This is a genomic window from Helicobacter jaachi, from assembly GCF_000763135.2.
Taxonomy (GTDB): Bacteria; Campylobacterota; Campylobacteria; order Campylobacterales; family Helicobacteraceae; genus Helicobacter_C; species Helicobacter_C jaachi.
Genome location: NZ_JRPR02000001.1, coordinates 486,891 through 504,552 on the forward strand (window position 1 = coordinate 486,891; position 17,662 = coordinate 504,552).

A 17,662-nucleotide genomic window follows, 5' to 3' on the forward strand; every position below is an offset into this window, starting at 1 on the left:
TTAGGCTTACAGAATCTACGTTGCAAGCGGGGTAGATTCTAAATTTCAAGGGAGATGAATGGTTTTTCGCTTTGTGGGATTTTATTATTTAAAATATTTTTTCATTATTTTTTTGGGTTTGGAGGGCTTTTTTTTAGCCATTGATACGCTTAAATATGTCGATGAGCTGCCAGATTCTGCCAATTTATTAATTTTATTTTTATTTTACGATGGGATTTTTGCGCTCACTTATACTTTACCTATTTCACTTGTGCTTTGCTCTATTATGTTTTATATGGCTTTTCTTAAAAGCTCGCAACTCACCGCACTTATGGCGTTAGGCTATTCTAAAAGGCAGATTCTTGCGCCATTGCTTGTTATCTCAAGTCTGCTCACGCTTGGCTTTATTGGGCTAAATACGACATCATTTGCGTATGCGCGCGAGTATGCGGAGGCTATTATTTATCAAAATGCCCAAAATATTAGAGAAAATCTCTTGCTAAAAAGTGATAATCAATACATTTTCTTACGCAAGCTTTATCCCCTGCTTAATGGCGAGGCAAGGGCGGAGGGGATTAAGATTTTTGTGCTAAATGATGAGCGTAAACTGATAGGCTACCATGAGGCTAAGGAGGCGTTTTTTGAAAATAATGAATGGATTTTAAAAAATGCTAAAAGTCTTGATATAGCCCCTAATCTCATGCTTGGCAAGAAGGCTTTGCACACAAGTTTGAGTGATGAGCTAAGAATCCTTAAAGGATTTAGCTCAAAAGTGCTTGAAACCATTGCGCAAGATAAGCCCACCGCTTCGATTATTGATGCGTTTGCTTCGTTAAGAATCGCCCAAAAGCAAGGCGTGAGTTCGGATAAAATACGCGGAATTCTCTATGGATTGCTTATTGTCCCCTTTTTTGTGCCTTTGTGCATTGCTATTATTGCTTATTATATCCCCTCTTTGCACAGGTATGGGAATCTCACGCTTATTAGTTTTGTGTGCATTATCGGCGCGCTAGCTATTTGGGGTGTATTTTTCTCTTTATCTCAACTTAGTGTCGCTGGGCTTGCATACCCTGAAATTGGCTTATTGTTGCCTATGGGGATATTATTTTTAGTATTTTTGTGGCATATTTGGCATTTAAATCAAAAGTTTTCATAAAAAAGTAAATTTTAAAGTGTATTTTACGAAAAAGTGGGCATAATCGCCCATTATCACAATTTAGGGGCGTCGCTTATGGACAATAGACTTTTTACCCTTGCGGGTTTAATTAATGGCAACCACGATTTTATCATAGGCTTTCATACACTGCTTGTAGCGGTGATTTTGCTCATTCTTGCACGATATGCAACCTACAAAATGCAAGTAGTGCCAAGTGGCATACAAAATGTATTTGAGTATATCATCGCTGGCATTGTGTCTTTCTCTAAGGACATCGTGGGAGAGGACATCGCGCGCAAGTATTTCCCGCTAGCGGCAACGATTGCATTTTTAGTCTTTTTTAGCAATGCTATAGGCATTATACCGGGTTTTGAAGCCCCTACTTCAAGCTGGAGTTTTACGCTTGTTTTGGCTTTGGTAGTGTTTTTTTACTATCACTTTGAAGGTATTCGCACTCAAGGTGTGTTTAAGTATTTTAAGCACTTTATGGGTCCTGTGTGGTGGCTAGCTCCTCTTATGCTCCCTGTTGAGATTATTTCGCATTTCTCGCGCATCATTTCGCTTTCATTCCGTTTGTTTGGAAATATTAAGGGCGATGATATGTTTTTACTCGTTATGCTTATGCTAGCGCCGTGGGTTGTGCCTGTGGCGCCTTTTGCGATTTTGACTTTTATGGCACTGCTCCAAGCTTTTGTGTTTATGATTCTTACTTATGTTTATATTCACGGCGCAGTAGTCGTCGATGAGGACCACTAAATTTATTTCCCTTCTCATTACGCCAGATATTTCTAAGGCGTATGTTGAGAATCTAGCCCAAACTCCCCCCACTGCAGATTGGATTATGTATCGCCATAGAGATAGTGAGTATCTTGAGGCTTTTGTGCGATTGTTTGCGCATAAACTGCTACTTAATTTGCCCTTTCAAAATGCGCAAGAGATATGCACGCTAGCTAGAGATTGCGCAGGCGTGCATTTAAAATCTTACTTGCTAGATTCTATCCCGCAACTTAAAGCTAGCGATAGTTTTGCGCATAAAATCATTGGATATAGCGCGCATAGTGTGGAGGAGATAGAATCTGCGCTTGCTTATGGCGCGCACTATTGCACGCTTAGCCCTATTTTTCCAACTCCAAACAAAGGCACACCGCTAGGTTTAGGGGTGCTAGAGCGTATGTCCCCTGCCTTAAGGGCGCGCACTATTGCGTTAGGCGGCATTAAAGCAGAGCATATCCCCCATCTTAAAGCCCTCCATCTCAAAGGCTTTGGAGCTATTAGCTATTTTAAGCTCTAAGGCTTTATAGAATCTAATACATTAGATTCTATATTTTGCACAGAATCTGCACTAGAATCTACCTTAAAAACGCGTGAGGCAATGGCGTAATTAAATAATTCCTTATAAAGCGTGGCAAAATCTTTGTGTTTTTCATCAAGGGCAAATGTTTTATCTGTGGAGAGCAGCATAAAGGGTGAAGGCAGATTCTGTATAGAATCTGCCCACTCATAGCCGCTCTGCGTGGGGATTGGATAAATGCCCTTTTCATCAATCCATACAGATGAGTTATATCCAAAAGCATAAAGCGGATTATCATTTTTAGCCAATATATTGCGTCCGCCCATGCTCATATATGCCGCATTTGAGAGGCTAAGCTCATAGAGTGTGGGCAATATATCCTTATGCGAGCCTACGCGCAAAGGCTCATAATGCGCTTGTGTGGCGTATTTTGGCGGCACATACATATAAAGTGGCACAGCATAAAAGAGGGCTTTGTCGGTATGTGGATTTTCAGTCAAATCCCTCAAGCGATGGTCGCCGCTAGCTGCTACTATGGTATTTTCACTTAATATAGAATCTTTAATATTATCCATAAAGTCCCCAAAGGCGTTATTAGCGTATTGATAGAGCGTGATAGCAAGGGTAAATTTTTGTCTTGATGTATCCTCAATCCTACTTTCAAGTGCTTGCGGGAGTGAAAGGGGTTTTGGCGTGTAGGTGCGCGGCAGGTGGTAGGGCGGGTGATTGCTCGTGGTGAGAATAGCGATAAATGTGGGCTTTGTAGCCTCTTTTAAAATCTCAAAAGCCAGTTTATAGGCGTATTCATCAGGCACGCCATAAGTGGATTTATCTGCCTTGCTTTGCGGGAAATGCTCTAAAAGATAAATCGCATCATAAATATGATGCGCTCCTTGAGTGGTGATAAATGCTCCAAGCCCGTGCCATGCACCATAGCCTGATGTGATATAAATCACCTCATAGCCCGCATTTGCATAAATGGCAAAAGGATTGTAGGGGAGTTTGATATTTTTAGAAGTGCCAAGCGAGATTTGCGCATTTGGGCTTTCAAAGAAAAGTGCAGCAAATGAAGGCGCTGTGCCATTTGCTCCACTCAAAAAGCGAAAGAATACAAAATCTTTTTCAAAATGCTTTCTTAATGAGCCAAGCAAATCTGTGTGCTGCTCATCATCAAACATAAGCATATTACTCCCAAAGCTCTCCATAAGGTTAAGCACCACATGCGGGGGATTTTGCTCCAAAAATACAGAATCTGCACTTTGCCTTAGGAGTGGGAAAAGCGCATTTTGTAGCCTTTGTCCCTCTTGTGCTGAAGGTGGGCTAAAGTGTGCATCGGCTTTGTAGTTATTGAACGCCCAGTTGAGTGCTATAAGCGGATTTGTGGCAAGGTGATTAAAAATAGGGAGCGTGGAGACATAATGCTCGCTTTCTCGTAATGGAAAAGTGCCAAGCGAGCCGCGCGCGCTAATGATAAAGCCAATGATTAAAAGCAATTGCCCAATAATCTGTAAAGGCACATTTGCTTTACTTAAAAAGCGGTGAAAAGGGAAAATACGCCAAATATAGCGATAAATGCGGGGCGAAATGCTATATAAATAAAGCGTTACTATGCCGCTTGCAACCGCGCTTATGATACCAATTATAAGAGGATAATCCTGCCATATAATTTTTATAATCGCTAGAGTATCATCATCTTTAAACCCAAAAATAAACACATCAATCTTGCTCCCATAGGTGCGGAAGTAGTAAAAATTGACAATGCTTGCCACCATAAACACAAAGCCTAGTAAAAAGGCATAGCATTTGGGCAAAAAAGTGCAGCACTTTACGCAAAGATGCCAGCAGATTCTATATTTTCTCTCTACCCCCCCCCCCGTTAATTGTAAAAAGATTTTGCGACATACATTTGATATATACTCAATGATTATAAAAATAAGCATAGCGATGCCAATGCTGCGCATATCAAGCCTTAAGCCCATAAACCACATTGCGGAGATATCCTTTAAGTGCGATTGCTGTATGTCTTTAGGCACATAATGTGTGAGCATAATATATCTTGAGCATTCACAAAGCAGCAGTAGCGCGCCAGTTAGTATGAGCGCACGCAGGATTAAAAGCCTTAAGGGCGAAATAGGCAAGGGCAGTGGTTGTAAGAGTGATTGCGTGGGCGTAAGTTGAGGCATACTTATAGAATCCTTTGCATGAATTTATGTAAAAAAGTAAAAAATAAAAGCCGCCATTGTAGCTTAAAATTTTTTAAGACTTTTTAAAATATGTAAGCAGATAGCTGATTTTAAGGCACTATAAGGGCTTAAGCTATGTTTATGTATTTCTTGTGATAGAATCTGCTTTTATTGCATACGCAAATTTCACACGCAAGGATTTTTATGCCTCCGCAGCCTGCGAAAAATACCGCTACTTTTATAGCCCTTGCCCTTTTTGCTGAATGCTTTATTATCTATGCGAGCGTGCTTGTGAAGCTCACAGATATGCCTCCTATTAATCTTGGCTTTTATAGGATAATGTTTGCCTTGCCCATTTTTTGGCTTATGGCGCAGACTAAGAGTAAAAGCAATCTCTTTAGCTTGCCGCTTAAAGATATGGCGTTAATGCTGCTAGCTGGGGTTTTCTTTGCCTTTGATTTATTGTTTTTTAATATCGCGCTGCGCCACACAAGTGTAGCAAATGTCAATCTTTTTGCCTCTTTGGCGTGCTTCATTCTTATGCCTATTGGTATATTATTTTTTAAAGAAAAATTTAAAAAAAGCCTGCTTTTTGGCGGCATTGTGGCATTTTTGGGTGTGTGTTTGCTGGTGGGTGGCAAGGGTGAACTAAGCGTGGCAAGCGGATATGGTGATTTTATGGCGTTTTTAAGCGTGCTGTGCTATAGCGGCTTTCTTGCGGTGATTTACTCACTTAGGCGTAAATATGGGACTTTACAAATTATGTTTTTTGCCTGCATTGGCTCAAGTTTTATGCTTTTTATTTTGATGTGTGTGTTTGAAGGATTTGTGCTGCCAAAGGGTGCTAAAGATTGGGGGATAATCGTGCTTATCGCACTTTGTGGGCAAGTTATTGGGCAGGGATTTTTTAGCTTTATTTTGGGCAAGCTAGATTCTCAAATGGCTTCGCTTTTGCTGCTTTTTTCTCCCATTATCGCCGCACTTATGGGATTTTTCCTCTTAGGCGAACATTTGGGCATATTTGAAATACTAGGCATTGGCATTATTATTTTTGGCGTGTATTTGGCAAAGCGAGAGCATTATTAATTAAAATTGCTCATAGAATCTTGATTGTCTTAAGCCCTCATAGAGTGCCGCGCTTACACTTGTGGCAAGATTTATACTGCGTATGCCGCGCTTCATGGGCAGTTTGTAGGTTTGGTGTGCGTAGTTTTTTAGAATCTGTGCATTTAATCCCGCATCTTCTCTGCCAAAATATAAAAATCCCCCCTGTGAAAAGTCCGCGCTAAAGTGTAGTTTTTGCGCCTTTGTGCTAAAGAAAAAATGTTGCATATTAAGCGGATAGTGCTGCCAAAATGCCTCTAAATGCTCCCACTCATATACTTGCAAGTGCTGCCAATAATCAAGCCCCGCGCGCTTTAACTCCTTTTGATTTGTGCTAAAGCCAAGCGGGTGGATTAAGTGCAATACGCAGTCTGTAGCGACACAAAGTCGCCCGATATTGCCTGTGTTTTGCGGAATTTGCGGCTCTACAAGCACGATATGAAATGATGTCATAATCCCTCCGTAGATTCTATAAATTCCGCGCTATTGCTTTTTTAACAAAAAGCCGCGCGGTCTTGTCATAAGCTCGGCACAGCCGCGCATTTGCGCCTAAAGTATAAAGTTATAGCTGCTTACGCATCTATAAACTTGTTTTTTGAGGTTGGATTCTGTATTTCCTAATGCTGTTGAGTTAAAGCCCCGCGCGGTCTTGCCCAAATGATAAGCCACTCACCTCACATTTAAGGCTAGATTCTATAAAGCTAATGCTTCATCTGCGTGGGCTGAATGTCCTTATTATCCGCAAGGTGTTCTGATTTGACTTTATCTAAAAATGCAAGGAGCTTGATGCTTGCTTGCATATAAGCCTTTGCGCTTTTAGAATCTGGCTCAAAAAATGTAACGGGCTTGCCACTATCTCCGCCCTCGCGCACTTTTGGTTCAAGCGGCACTTGGGCTAGCACGCTTGTGTGATATTGGTTTGCTAACTGCTCGCTTGTGCCTTTGCCAAAAATATCATATTCTTCCCCACAGCATGGGCAAATAAACCCACTCATATTTTCAATAATTCCTGCTATGGGGATTTTTAGCTTGTCAAACATATCCAAACTGCGCTCGCTATCATCTAGGCTCACTTTTTGTGGTGTGGTTACAATCACACCTGCGCTCACAGGCACACTTTGGGCTAGTGTGAGCTGTGCATCGCCTGTGCCTGGAGGCATATCGATGATTAATACATCAAGCTTGCTCCATATCACATCTGTGAGCATTTGCTCAATGGCGCGCATAAGCATCGGTCCGCGCCATATAAGGCTCTGCCCTTCATCATACAGCACGCCCATACTCATCATCTCCACACCAAAGGCTTTGAGCGGCAAAAGCTTCTTTCGCGCTTCATCAACTTGGGCTTTATTAGCGTTTAATCCTAGCATACGCGGGATATTAGGTCCATACACATCTGCATCAAGCAATCCCACCCTTTTGCCCTGTTGAGCTAGCGCAATGGCGAGATTAACGCTTGTAGTGGATTTGCCCACACCTCCTTTGCCCGAGCTTATCATTACAAAATGCGAAATGTGCGGGGCGAGATTTTTAGTTTGAGGCTTTGGCTGTGGAGCTGGCTTTGGAGGGTTAATCTCAAGCTTTAGGTTTATATTTTGTAAAAGGGGAGCAAGTTTGTTTGTAATCTCATTATGCAGGCTTTCAAGTACTTCTTTGGCGCTTGAGGGTATATCTACGCGTATGAATACTTCATTTGGGCTTACATTCACTTCTTTGACAAAGCCAAAACTTACAATATCCTTTGAAAAATTGGGGTAAATTACCTGTTTTAGCGTATCTGTGATTTGCTCTTTAGTTGGCGACATTTTCTATCCTTTATTTGAAGTTATGTTAGAGTTTTAGCCATATTTAGGTTAATGTAAGGCTTATAGAATCTACTTTAAGGGCATATAATGCCGCGCAAGTATATGAAATCTTGTTTAAAATATGCTAAAATGCGCGCAAATCGCCTTTAATTGTTATTTTATAGAATCTAGGACATATCGATGCTTCTTGCTATTTATAGTGTATGCGTATTTATTTGTATTGGCTACATCGCAAAGCTTTTGCGGCTTGTGGGGAATAAGCAAAGCGGCATTTTGCTTGGCTTTTTGCTTAATTTTGCCTTGCCCGCGCAAGTTTTTAATGGCACTTATCATGCGACTTTAGATTTAGCTTTTTTTTATGTATGCTTGGTGAGCTTTCTATGCTCTATTAGCGGGGGGCTAGTGCTTTTTATCATAGGGAAAATATTTAAGCTTGAGCGCAATACTATCATTACTATGAGTTTTATGGGTGCGTTTGGAAATACGCTTTTTCTAGGCTTGCCTATCGTAAATGGCGCGCTTGGCGAGGCGTATGCAAACAAAGTGATTATTTATGACCAAATCGTTACAGGCATTCCCATTGCTTTTCTTGCGCCGCTTATTTTGAGCCTTGGGGGGAAGGGGAGCTTTAGCTTTAAAGCCATTGGCATGCGGCTTTTTCAAAGCCCACTTTTTCTAGCCTTGCTTTGCGCGCTTGTATTAAAAGCCCTGCCCGTGCGTATCCCTGATGAGCTATTCCTTCCGCTAAAAAGCCTAGCCCAAACTGCCACACCTGTGGCGCTCTTTGCCATTGGTGTGCAGATGAGTTTAGAAAATATTAAACAAGCGTGGAAGCCTACTTTGCTTTTGCTATTTGGTAAGATGTGTATTGCGCCGCTTTTGCTAGTCGTTGTGGTATTGATGTGCTTTGGCTCATTTAATGATTTATGGCGTATGGCGCTTATTGAAGTGGCAATGCCTCCTGTGGTGAGCGCTGGGGCTATTGTTATCCGCGCTGGACTAAATGCTAAGCTTGCTGTAAGCGCGGTGGCTTTTGGTATTTTGATTAGTTTCATAAGCGTGCCTTTGTGGCTCCTGCTCACATAGAATCTATAAATTCCGCGCTATTGCAAGCAAGCTTGCCGCGCGCATCTTACACAAATGAGCAAAGCCCATTTGTGCGCCTAAAGTATAAAGTTATAGCTTAAGCTTTAGCTAATCTATCAACTTGATTTTTAAAGGCTAGATTCTATAAATTAAAGTTTGCGCACTTTAAAAGCCAATGTATAGTTTTACAAGGCTAGATTCTATAAATTTGGAGGGTAAATGTTTCAACGATACTTGATACCTTTGTGCATTATTGCATTAATTTATGTTATTTCTACAAGCGATGCGCTTACAAGCGTGAGTGCTGGGCTTGCTATTTTGCTTTTTGGTATGCTTAGTCTTGGTAATGGTTTTCGTGCGTTTAATGGCGGATTTTTAGAGAATTTGCTCACCACTTCCACAAATACTGCGCTTAAAAGCGTAACCTTTGGCACTATCGCCACAGCCATCATGCAAAGCTCCTCTTTAGTTTCTGTCTTATCCATTTCTTTTGTGTCAGCCTCACTTTTAAGCTTAGGGCAGGGCATTGGTGTGATTTTTGGCGCAAATTTGGGCAATAGCGCAGGCTCATGGCTCATTGCTGGGGTGAGTGGTATGAAAATTTCTGCTTTTGCCCTGCCGCTTATCGTAGGCGGCGTGTTATTTAATTTTCAAAATGCTAAATCTGCCAAGGGTGTGGGGCAGATTCTTATTGGAATTGGATTTTTCTTTTTGGGCGTAAGCTACATTAAGGAGGGATTTGAAGCCTATAAGGAAGTGATTGACTTTTCAAAATATTCTTTGGAGGGCATACGCGGAGTGCTGCTATTTGTGGGACTTGGTGCGCTTATGACAGCCATTGTGCAAAGCTCGCATGCCACACTTACTATTATTATTTCTGCCTTTGCTGCTGGGAGTATGACTTATGAAAACGCACTAGCAGCCACGCTTGGCACGAGTATAGGTGGCGTGATGACGGCTATAATCGCCTCTCTTAGCACTAATATTGATGGGAAGCGCTTAGCCATTGCAAATTGTTTATTCAATTTTGCCATAGCTGCGCTTGTGATTGTGGGGTTTGAGTATTTCATATGGGTGAATAATATGCTAGCTATGCTTATAGGCTTAGATGAGCATAGTGTGCTGCGTATTGCACTTTTTCATACGCTTTTTAATCTTGTGGGTATTCTCCTTTCCCTGCCTATTATCGATAAGCTTGCCCTATTTTTGGATAAATATATCACCCAAAAAGATGGGCAAATTGATAAACCTCTCTATGTTAATAATACCATTGTGGAATACCCCGATACATCGCTTATAGCGCTCACTCACGAGGTATATCATCTTTATGCCAATGCTTTTGAGCTTATCGCGCATGCGCTTGGATTTTCTAGGGCCGATATTAAAAGTAAAGCAGATATAAATGAGATTCTAAAAGCGCGTATATGGGCAGAGGAGGATATAGATATTGAAATTTTTTATATTAAAAAAATTAAAGTGCTTTTTAATGCCATACTTGATTTTTCAACCAATGTCCAAGCCCACACGCAAGATACTGCTTATATTCATAAATTTTCCTTGCTTACACTTGCTTCGCGCCACATTGTGGAGGCGATTAAAAATATGGAGCTTTTGCAGCCAAATCTCAAAAAAAATAGCCTCTCCACAAATGAAATACTCTCTAGCCAATATAACGCACTAAGGGCGAATTTGGCGCTGCTTTTGCGCAGTATTGAGGAGATTATAAATAATACAAATATCCACCCTCAAGAGGCTATTATTAAACTTAAAGCGCAAAAAAAGGCTTTCAAACAAATTGATAAAGATTCTATCGTGCATATAGAATCTTTACTAAGCAAAAAAGATATAGGCGTGCCAAGCGGCACTTCACTGCTTAATGCAGTAGGATTTAGCCACAATATCGCCAAAGAGCTAGCTAGTGCGATTATTAGTATCCAAAAAACATATTTAGAGGAAGAAGAAGCCATAAATACTATAAGCGATAGCGGGAGCATTGATGAGGAGTAAATACATTATCTTTTTTATCGCTTTTGCTATTGCATTAGTAGTGCTTATACTAGGCATTAGAGCCTATTTATCGGCGCTACCTAAAGAAAACCAAGTAGGTCAAGCGGTAGTCTTACCAAGCCTAGAGTGGCTTAAGCATAAATACGCCAACGCTAGCCCCAAGCAGTGGGGCGAGCATTTTGAGGGCATTACTTCTCTCTTGCCAGATAGCCAAACGCCTGTGGTGTATCTTACCTTTGATGCGTGTAGTGGCGCGTATGATAGGGATTTAATCAATTATTTAATTGAGCAGCAAGTAGAGGCGACTTTATTTATTAATTCGCGCTGGATTGATAAGCATTTGGAGGATTTTTTAATCCTTGCGCAAAATCCGCTTTTTTCTATCCAAAATCACGGCACAAAGCATCGCCCATTAAGCGTTAATGGCAAATCTATCTATAACATCAAAGGCACAGATTCTATACAGGGCGTGTATGAGGAGATTATGGATAATGATAGAAAAATCTTTGAGCTTACTGGCAAAAGGGCGCGCTATTTCCGCTCTGGCACGGCATATTATGATGAAGTGGCAGTGAGCATTGCTAAAGATTTAGGATACAAAATCGGGGGATTTGATGTGCTAGGCGATGGCGGCGCTACATTTTCTAAAAAGCACATTATCCACCAAGCCCAAAAAGCGCGTAATGGCTCTATTATTATCTATCATTTAAATCAGCCTCAAAGCGAGACATTTGAGGGAATTAAAGAGGTTGTGCCATTGCTTAGGGAGAAGGGCTTTACCTTTAAAAAGCTACCCTAGATTCTGTATTTTATAGAATCTAGCCTTATTTTGGGCTGCAAAGTGAGCGTGATGAAAAATGCAAGCGCGATTTTGTTTCTTAAAATTACATTGCATACGCATTGTGTATTTAAAATGAGATATTTAAACTAAACAACACATATTTTAAGATACAATCCTACCATCTTGCTTTATAAGGGGGTTCTTATGGGTTTTCTCACAGATTTAAGTGAAGGCACGCAGTTTGCCATTCAGCTGGTTGTAGTATTGGCGTGTTTGTTCTATGGCGCTAGGAAAGGTGGTATTACGCTAGGGCTTTTGGGTGGGATTGGCATTATTGTGCTTGTCTTTGCTTTTCATATAAAGCCCGGAAAGCCCGCTATTGATGTGATGCTTACTATTTTGGCTGTGGTGGTGGCAAGTGCGACCTTGCAGGCAAGCGGGGGGCTAGATGTGATGCTACAAATTGCAGAGAGAATCTTGCGGAAAAATCCCAAATTTTTAACGATTTTAGCTCCATTTGTAACCTGTTTCCTCACTATTTTGTGCGGCACGGGGCATGTGGTATATACAATTATGCCAATTATTTATGATATTGCTATTAAGAACAACATACGCCCAGAGCGACCTATGGCGGCGGCTTCTGTATCCTCTCAAATGGGCATTATCGCTTCTCCTGTATCTGTGGCGGTGGTCAGTCTAACAGCGCTTTTGCTTAATGCCCCAAAGCCCCTGCATGGCTTTGATGGGTATATAAATTTATTGCAAATCACTATTCCTAGCACACTTTTTGGCGTGCTGATGATTGGGATTTTTAGCTGGTTTAGGGGTAAGGATTTGGATAAAGATGAGGAGTTTCAAGCCAAACTCAAAGACCCCGAATTTAGACAATATGTGTATGGGGATTCTAAAACTTTGCTCGGTGTGAAATTGCCTAAAAAAGATTGGGTAGCGATGTGGATATTTTTAGGCGCAATCGCTGCAGTTGCGCTCATTGGTGCATTTGATGCCTTAAAACCTACTTGGGGACAAAAGTATGATTATAAAGCGACCTTACATAGTGTGAATGGCGGTGATATTAGCATTAAATGGACGCCTGCTGGGGATAATAAAGGCACGCTAGATTTAAACTCTATAGGGCTTGGCTCTAAAAAAGGCGAAGATGGCAAGAGCGCGCTAGAGAGGGCTATAGAATCTGGACAGGCAGAAAAGCTGTATAAAAAAGACAAGCTAGGCAATCCTGAAATGGATAAAATTTCTATGGTGCATATCATACAGATGTTTATGCTGCTTGCTGGGGCTTTAATCATTATTTTTACCAACACAGATGCCAAAAAGATTGGCACAAATGAGATATTCCGCTCGGGTATGATAGCGCTTGTGGCTGTGTTTGGGATTTCATGGATGGCAGAGACTATGTTTGCGGTGCATACACCGATGATGAAAGCGGCACTAGGCGATGTGGTGAAAGCCTATCCTTGGACTTATGCGATTATGCTGCTTATCATTTCAAAATTTGTTAATTCTCAAGCAGCAGCGCTTGCGGCATTTGTGCCAATCGCTCTGGGTATTGGCGTGGAGCCGGGCATTATCGTAGCCTTTGCGGCGGCTTGCTATGGGTATTATATTTTGCCTACTTATCCTAGCGATTTAGCAACTATTCAATTTGATAGGACAGGCACTACGCATATTGGGCGATTTGTGATTAATCATAGTTTTATTTTACCCGGACTAATTGGCGTGTTTAGCTCCTGCTGTATTGGCTATGTGCTTGCAAAAGTGGCAGGATACATTTAAGGAGCAGTATGGCATATCTTTTACTCACAGGTGCAGCGGGCTATATCGGCTCGCACACGGCTTATTGTTTTTTAAAAAATACAAATTATCATCTAGTGATTTTTGATAATCTAAGCACGGGTTTTAGAGAGAATTTAGCTTATTTGCAGGAATGCTTTGCAGGGCGTGTAAGCTTTGTAGAGGGCGATTTAAGCGATATTAGCACAGTAGATTCTGTATTAGAGCGCTATAAGTTTGAGGCGGTTATACATTTTGCTGCCTCCATTGTGGTGGGCGAATCTGTGCTAGAGCCGCTTAAATATTACACTAATAACACGCTTAATACCACGCGTTTAATTGCTTCATGTGTGGCGCATAAAGTGCCAAAGTTTATTTTTAGCTCCACAGCGGCTGTGTATGGCGAGCCTGATATATCGCTTATCCCCATTGATGAGAATGCCCCGCTTTTGCCTATCAATCCTTATGGCGCTTCAAAGATGATGAGTGAGCGTGTATTAAAAGATAGCGCGCTTGCTTATGAGGGCTTTAAGTTTGTGATATTACGCTACTTTAATGTGGCTGGCGCGAGTATGGATAATACACAAGCCATTTTAAAGGCAAAAAAGGGTTTAGGGCAACGTAGTAAAAATGCCACTCATCTCATAAAAGTCGCGTGTGAATGTGCGTGTGGCAAGAGGGAGCGTATGAGTATTTTTGGTGTGGATTATCCTACTAAAGATGGCACTTGCATTCGTGATTATATTCATATTGATGATTTGGCAAGCGCGCATTTGGAGGCTTTGGCGTATTTAGATGGTGGGCAGTCAAATATTTTTAATGTAGGCTATTCACAAGGGTATAGTGTGAAAGAGGTGATTAAGGTAGTCAAGGAAGTGAGTGGGGTGGATTTTTGCGTGATAGAATCTGCGCGGCGTGAGGGAGACCCCATAGAGCTAAGTGCTAAAAATGATAAGATTCTATCCCTCACACAATGGAAGCCGCGCTTTAATAATCTTAGGCAAATTGTCCAAAGTGCGTATGACTGGGAGCGCTCGCTCGCATAAGAGAAGTTTTACCTTAAACGCTCGCATCGCAAAATTTTGTATGCTTAAAGCTTTTTAGTGTGGTGAGGTATTTGAGTATTTAAAGCAAGCGTTCAAGGCGTAGGCTAGATGATTAGAAAAGATTAACAGAATGTGCGTAGATTCTAATATGTTCTCTCCCAAAGGCTTGCAGAAGTTTATTGGTGATAAACTGCACTTTTTGCTCATCACTCAAAAATAGCTTAAACAGCCCATATTCTTGCCTGCCGCTTACCTGCTCGGAGGCACTCTCTAAAAGCGAGCTTGAGGCGTATTTAGCGCAATGGATATAGAAAAAATCATCATATCCATCTTCTAGCAACATATCGACGATAGAATCTTTTAAGGTATGTTTAAAATAAATATCAATACTAAAAGTTGGCTCGCCCATTATAGAATCCTTTAGAGTGGATTAGGCACATTCTGCCCGTAGGCAATCACTAAGCGCAGTTTAAAAATAGCCACGATATACATAACAATTGCGACAAATATAAAAATAAGTGTGGCAGTAAATGCCAGTGAAAGTATGACCGCAATCACGCTGCTTGCTCCCACAGAGGTAGCCAATATTATCGCGCCAACGCCTATGATAAGCAGCAGCACTAGACCAAAAAGCATCATTTTTGTGGATTTCAAAAACCATTTTTCATCGGTGATAAAGCTTAATTCTCTATTCATTTGATAAAAAATATATATCAAAACAGGTAGCGCAATGAGACAAAATAGCCCTACAAACCAGTCTTGCGCACCCACAGGTTCATAAGGCGTATCCACCAAGCTTAGGCAAAGAGTGCCAATGAGTGAAAAGACAAGCTGCGCGATACAGAGCTTAAAAAGGCGCGCCCTTAGAGCGAGCTTTGAGATATAAAAATAGGCAAAAAACATACATATTGTGCTAATAAAATTAATGATATACCCAAGCATATCAGGTGTTTTAAGCTCGGTATAATCATACATATCCATTGTAGCAAATGCGCCATACATCGCACCTATAGCAAACATTCCTATAAGCATAATAATAAATGAGGCTATCCATAATCTCTTTGCCTTGCGCAATGTAGGGGTGTTGTGTATATAGTGAATGGGAAATTGATTTTCAGGAAGTGGCGGCATATTGACTTGAAAAAGTGCCATAAAAAATCCTTTTTTTTAAAATAAAGCAGCGATTTTAGCACAAAAATCTTAGAGTTTAATAATTTTTGCCCCAAAGCCGCCCATATTAGCTGGCGCGTCCTCAAAGCTTAAAATTTTTGGGTGAGTGCTTAGAAAATCTCGCACGAGTTTGCTTAAAATTCCCGAGCCAATGCCATGATACACTAGCACTTCATCATATCCGGCAATGAGCGCGCTTGAGAGGAATTCATCAAGTTTTTCAATCGCCTCTTCACCGCGCATTCCATGCAAATCAAGCTTAATGTGTGCGCTTTTATTGTGGGTGACTTTGATTTGTGGCGTTTTGGGCGTGATTATAGGCGCGCTAGAAAAGCTTAAATGCTCTAACTTTTCTTTTAATTTAAAGCCACTATCAAGCTCCACTACGCCCATATTGCCATTTATGCTAAGAATGCGTCCTTTGGTATTTTTATACTTCACCCTATCGCCGACTTTAAGCTTTTTTGGCGGCTTTGGTGGCGTGGGATTGGGCGTTTGGGCTAAAATATGATGTGCGTTATTAAAGGCTTTGTGCATTTGTTTAGAATCTTGTGTCTTAAGCGCGGATTTAAGGGCTTGCGTAGCTTTGTGGTAGGTAGATTCTAAATTATGTTTTAGCTCCTCAAAGGCGCGCTTTTGTGCATACTCTTGTGCTTTAAGTCCCTCTAGTTTTTGCTCATAAGATGCAATGCTTGCCTGCAGCTCTTTTTGTTTGGCTTGCAAACTAAGCTCTAGTTCGCTTGAGCGCTCAATGAGTTCATTAAGCCGCTCTTTGTCCGCTCCATAAGCCGCCTTAGCCTGCGCGATGAGTGAAGAGGGAATGCCATAGATTTGCGCGCTCTCAAAGGCATAACTTTTCCCAATGCTTCCATCAAGAAAGCTAAAAAGCGGCTTTTGGGCTTGTATATCATACATCGCCGCACAGAGCTGCACGCGTGGATTGCTCGCCATAAGTGCGCTTAAATGCTTGTGGTGAGTGGTGAGCAGCACTTTTGCTTGATTTTGCAACAAATGTTCAAGCAGCACTTTATACAGGCTCGCGGCTTCATCAGCGTCCGTGCCTAACTCAATTTCATCAATGCCAAGCAAGAGATTTTGCGTATTAAGAATGCGTGAAAATTCAAGCATACGCCCAGCAAAGGTTGAAATATCATTTTTGCTATTTTGTGGGTCGCTGATAATAGCCACAATATGCTTAAAATAGGGGATTTGTGAATGGTGGGGGTTAATTTTTAATGGCAGGAGAAATTTTGATAAAAAGCAAGCACTAAGAATAGATTTTAAAAGCATAGTTTTCCCACCAGCATTCACGCCTGTAATCATTAGCACATCGCCTTTAAAGGCAATGCTTAAAGGTTTTGGATTCTGTAGGGCAGGGTGTGAAAACTCATGCAAAATAATATCTTTTTGCTTATGCTCCATTTGGTAGATAAATGAGAGATTATTCGCCCTAGCAAAGCTAAGCCGCGCATAAATATGGTCAAAAGTATCAAAAGCCATATTTAGAAATTTTAAAAATGCATGATGTTTTTTAAGCATTTGCGAAAAGTCTTTGCATATATCATACAAGCTAAGCTCTAGTGTGTCTTTTAGGGTGTTCTGCTCTTTTTTAAGTGCGATTATAGAATCTGGCATAAGGTAGAAAAAGCCGCTATTTGAGCGCTCTAATACCATACCTTTAATAGCGTGATTATAGCCAGCTTTAAGCAAAAGGCATTCATTTTGATTAATGTAGTGCAGGTTATTATCCACCAAATAAGGAGCAAGCGCGTTTGTGTGCAGGAGGCGTGAGATTTGCTCATCAATTTGTATTTTATTTTGCTTAATGCGCAACTTTAGGCTATCTAACTGCGCGTAAATGCCATCTTTAATCTGCCCATTACTATCAAAAATAGCGCGCATTTCATCTAGGGCTTTGGGGATAATGATTTTATCAAGCCACGCCTGCGCGCGCGGCGTAGATTCTAAGAGCGTCCTTTTAAGGTAGCAAAAATAATCCACAAGCTGCACAAAGGCAAAAATCTCTTCTAGCCTTAAAGTGCCATATTTTTGCAAATGCACAAGGGGTGTGTCAAGCTTTGGAAGCAGTGGGGGTGGAGCAAGCTCTATATTAAGCCCTTTATCAAGCTCTTGTAAAAGCGTGGCATAAAACTGCCTATCGCCCTCAAAAACAAATGATTTCTCGCGCGCAAAATATGAGCCAAAATGCGCTAAAAAATCATATATATCAAGCCTTGAGATGAGATTTTCATAGTGCATTGCA

General features: G+C 41.1%; 15 protein-coding genes. 9 read left to right on the forward strand and 6 right to left on the reverse strand.

Annotated elements, in window-relative coordinates:
• Window positions 1-58 precede the first annotated feature (58 nt).
• The 3 genes from LS71_RS02470 to LS71_RS02480 all read left to right on the forward strand — a co-directional run bounded on the left by LS71_RS02470 (window position 59) and on the right by LS71_RS02480 (window position 2,426).
• A complete protein-coding gene (locus tag LS71_RS02470; RefSeq protein WP_034353384.1) occupies window positions 59-1,135 on the forward strand; it encodes an LptF/LptG family permease in 1,077 nt (358 codons plus the stop codon).
• 75 nt (window positions 1,136-1,210) lie between these two features.
• Window positions 1,211-1,891: a F0F1 ATP synthase subunit A gene (locus LS71_RS02475; RefSeq protein WP_034353381.1), complete on the forward strand. Its 681-nt coding sequence runs from the start codon at window positions 1,211-1,213 to the stop codon at window positions 1,889-1,891.
• Window positions 1,878-2,426, forward strand: coding sequence for a thiamine phosphate synthase (locus LS71_RS02480; RefSeq protein WP_034353379.1), 549 nt, complete (start codon window positions 1,878-1,880; stop codon window positions 2,424-2,426). Before LS71_RS02475 ends, LS71_RS02480 begins: the two co-directional genes overlap by 14 nt.
• Here the strand turns inward: LS71_RS02480 and LS71_RS02485 are convergent.
• Complete coding sequence (locus LS71_RS02485) at window positions 2,423-4,609, reverse strand: LTA synthase family protein (RefSeq protein ID WP_238700278.1); 2,187 nt, start codon at window positions 4,607-4,609, stop codon at window positions 2,423-2,425. The genes LS71_RS02480 and LS71_RS02485 overlap by 4 nt on opposite strands.
• A gap of 204 nt (window positions 4,610-4,813) precedes the next feature.
• Between LS71_RS02485 and LS71_RS02490 the strand changes: the two genes are divergently transcribed.
• Window positions 4,814-5,695, forward strand: a complete 882-nt coding sequence (locus LS71_RS02490) for a DMT family transporter (protein ID WP_034356074.1) — start codon at window positions 4,814-4,816, stop codon at window positions 5,693-5,695.
• On the opposite strand, the gene LS71_RS02495 is transcribed toward LS71_RS02490, so the two are convergent.
• Complete coding sequence (locus tag LS71_RS02495) at window positions 5,696-6,166, reverse strand: tRNA (cytidine(34)-2'-O)-methyltransferase (protein ID WP_034356071.1); 471 nt, start codon at window positions 6,164-6,166, stop codon at window positions 5,696-5,698.
• 248 nt (window positions 6,167-6,414) lie between these two features.
• Window positions 6,415-7,518, reverse strand: coding sequence for an Mrp/NBP35 family ATP-binding protein (locus LS71_RS02500; protein WP_034356068.1), 1,104 nt, complete (start codon window positions 7,516-7,518; stop codon window positions 6,415-6,417).
• A gap of 180 nt (window positions 7,519-7,698) precedes the next feature.
• On the opposite strand from LS71_RS02500, the gene LS71_RS02505 reads away from it, so the two are divergent.
• The 5 genes from LS71_RS02505 to galE all read left to right on the forward strand — a co-directional run bounded on the left by LS71_RS02505 (window position 7,699) and on the right by galE (window position 14,229).
• Entirely contained in the window at window positions 7,699-8,604 is a 906-nt protein-coding gene (locus LS71_RS02505) for an AEC family transporter (protein ID WP_034356065.1), read from the forward strand.
• A gap of 219 nt (window positions 8,605-8,823) precedes the next feature.
• The gene (locus tag LS71_RS02510; RefSeq protein ID WP_034356063.1) at window positions 8,824-10,611 is read left to right on the forward strand and encodes a Na/Pi cotransporter family protein; all 1,788 of its coding nucleotides are present in this window, start codon (window positions 8,824-8,826) and stop codon (window positions 10,609-10,611) included.
• A complete protein-coding gene (locus LS71_RS02515) occupies window positions 10,601-11,410 on the forward strand; it encodes a polysaccharide deacetylase family protein (protein ID WP_034356058.1) in 810 nt (269 codons plus the stop codon). The genes LS71_RS02510 and LS71_RS02515 overlap by 11 nt, the downstream gene beginning before the upstream one ends.
• Window positions 11,411-11,596: 186 nt before the next feature.
• Window positions 11,597-13,186 carry an anaerobic C4-dicarboxylate transporter gene (locus tag LS71_RS02520; protein ID WP_034356055.1) on the forward strand — a complete coding sequence of 530 codons (1,590 nt, stop codon included), beginning with the start codon at window positions 11,597-11,599 and terminating at the stop codon, window positions 13,184-13,186.
• 8 nt (window positions 13,187-13,194) lie between these two features.
• The gene (galE, locus tag LS71_RS02525) at window positions 13,195-14,229 is read left to right on the forward strand and encodes a UDP-glucose 4-epimerase GalE (protein ID WP_034356052.1); all 1,035 of its coding nucleotides are present in this window, start codon (window positions 13,195-13,197) and stop codon (window positions 14,227-14,229) included.
• 112 nt (window positions 14,230-14,341) lie between these two features.
• Here galE and LS71_RS02530 read toward each other — a convergent pair whose 3' ends face one another.
• From LS71_RS02530 to LS71_RS02540, 3 genes are read right to left on the reverse strand one after another with little or no spacing between them, the layout of a single operon-like run.
• The gene (locus LS71_RS02530) at window positions 14,342-14,638 is read right to left on the reverse strand and encodes a DUF3240 family protein (RefSeq protein ID WP_034356050.1); all 297 of its coding nucleotides are present in this window, start codon (window positions 14,636-14,638) and stop codon (window positions 14,342-14,344) included.
• Between the two features lie 11 nt (window positions 14,639-14,649).
• Window positions 14,650-15,381: a hypothetical protein gene (locus tag LS71_RS02535; RefSeq protein ID WP_034356046.1), complete on the reverse strand. Its 732-nt coding sequence runs from the start codon at window positions 15,379-15,381 to the stop codon at window positions 14,650-14,652.
• Window positions 15,382-15,429: 48 nt separating this feature from the next.
• Window positions 15,430-17,658: an endonuclease MutS2 gene (locus LS71_RS02540; protein ID WP_034356043.1), complete on the reverse strand. Its 2,229-nt coding sequence runs from the start codon at window positions 17,656-17,658 to the stop codon at window positions 15,430-15,432.
• Window positions 17,659-17,662 lie beyond the last annotated feature (4 nt).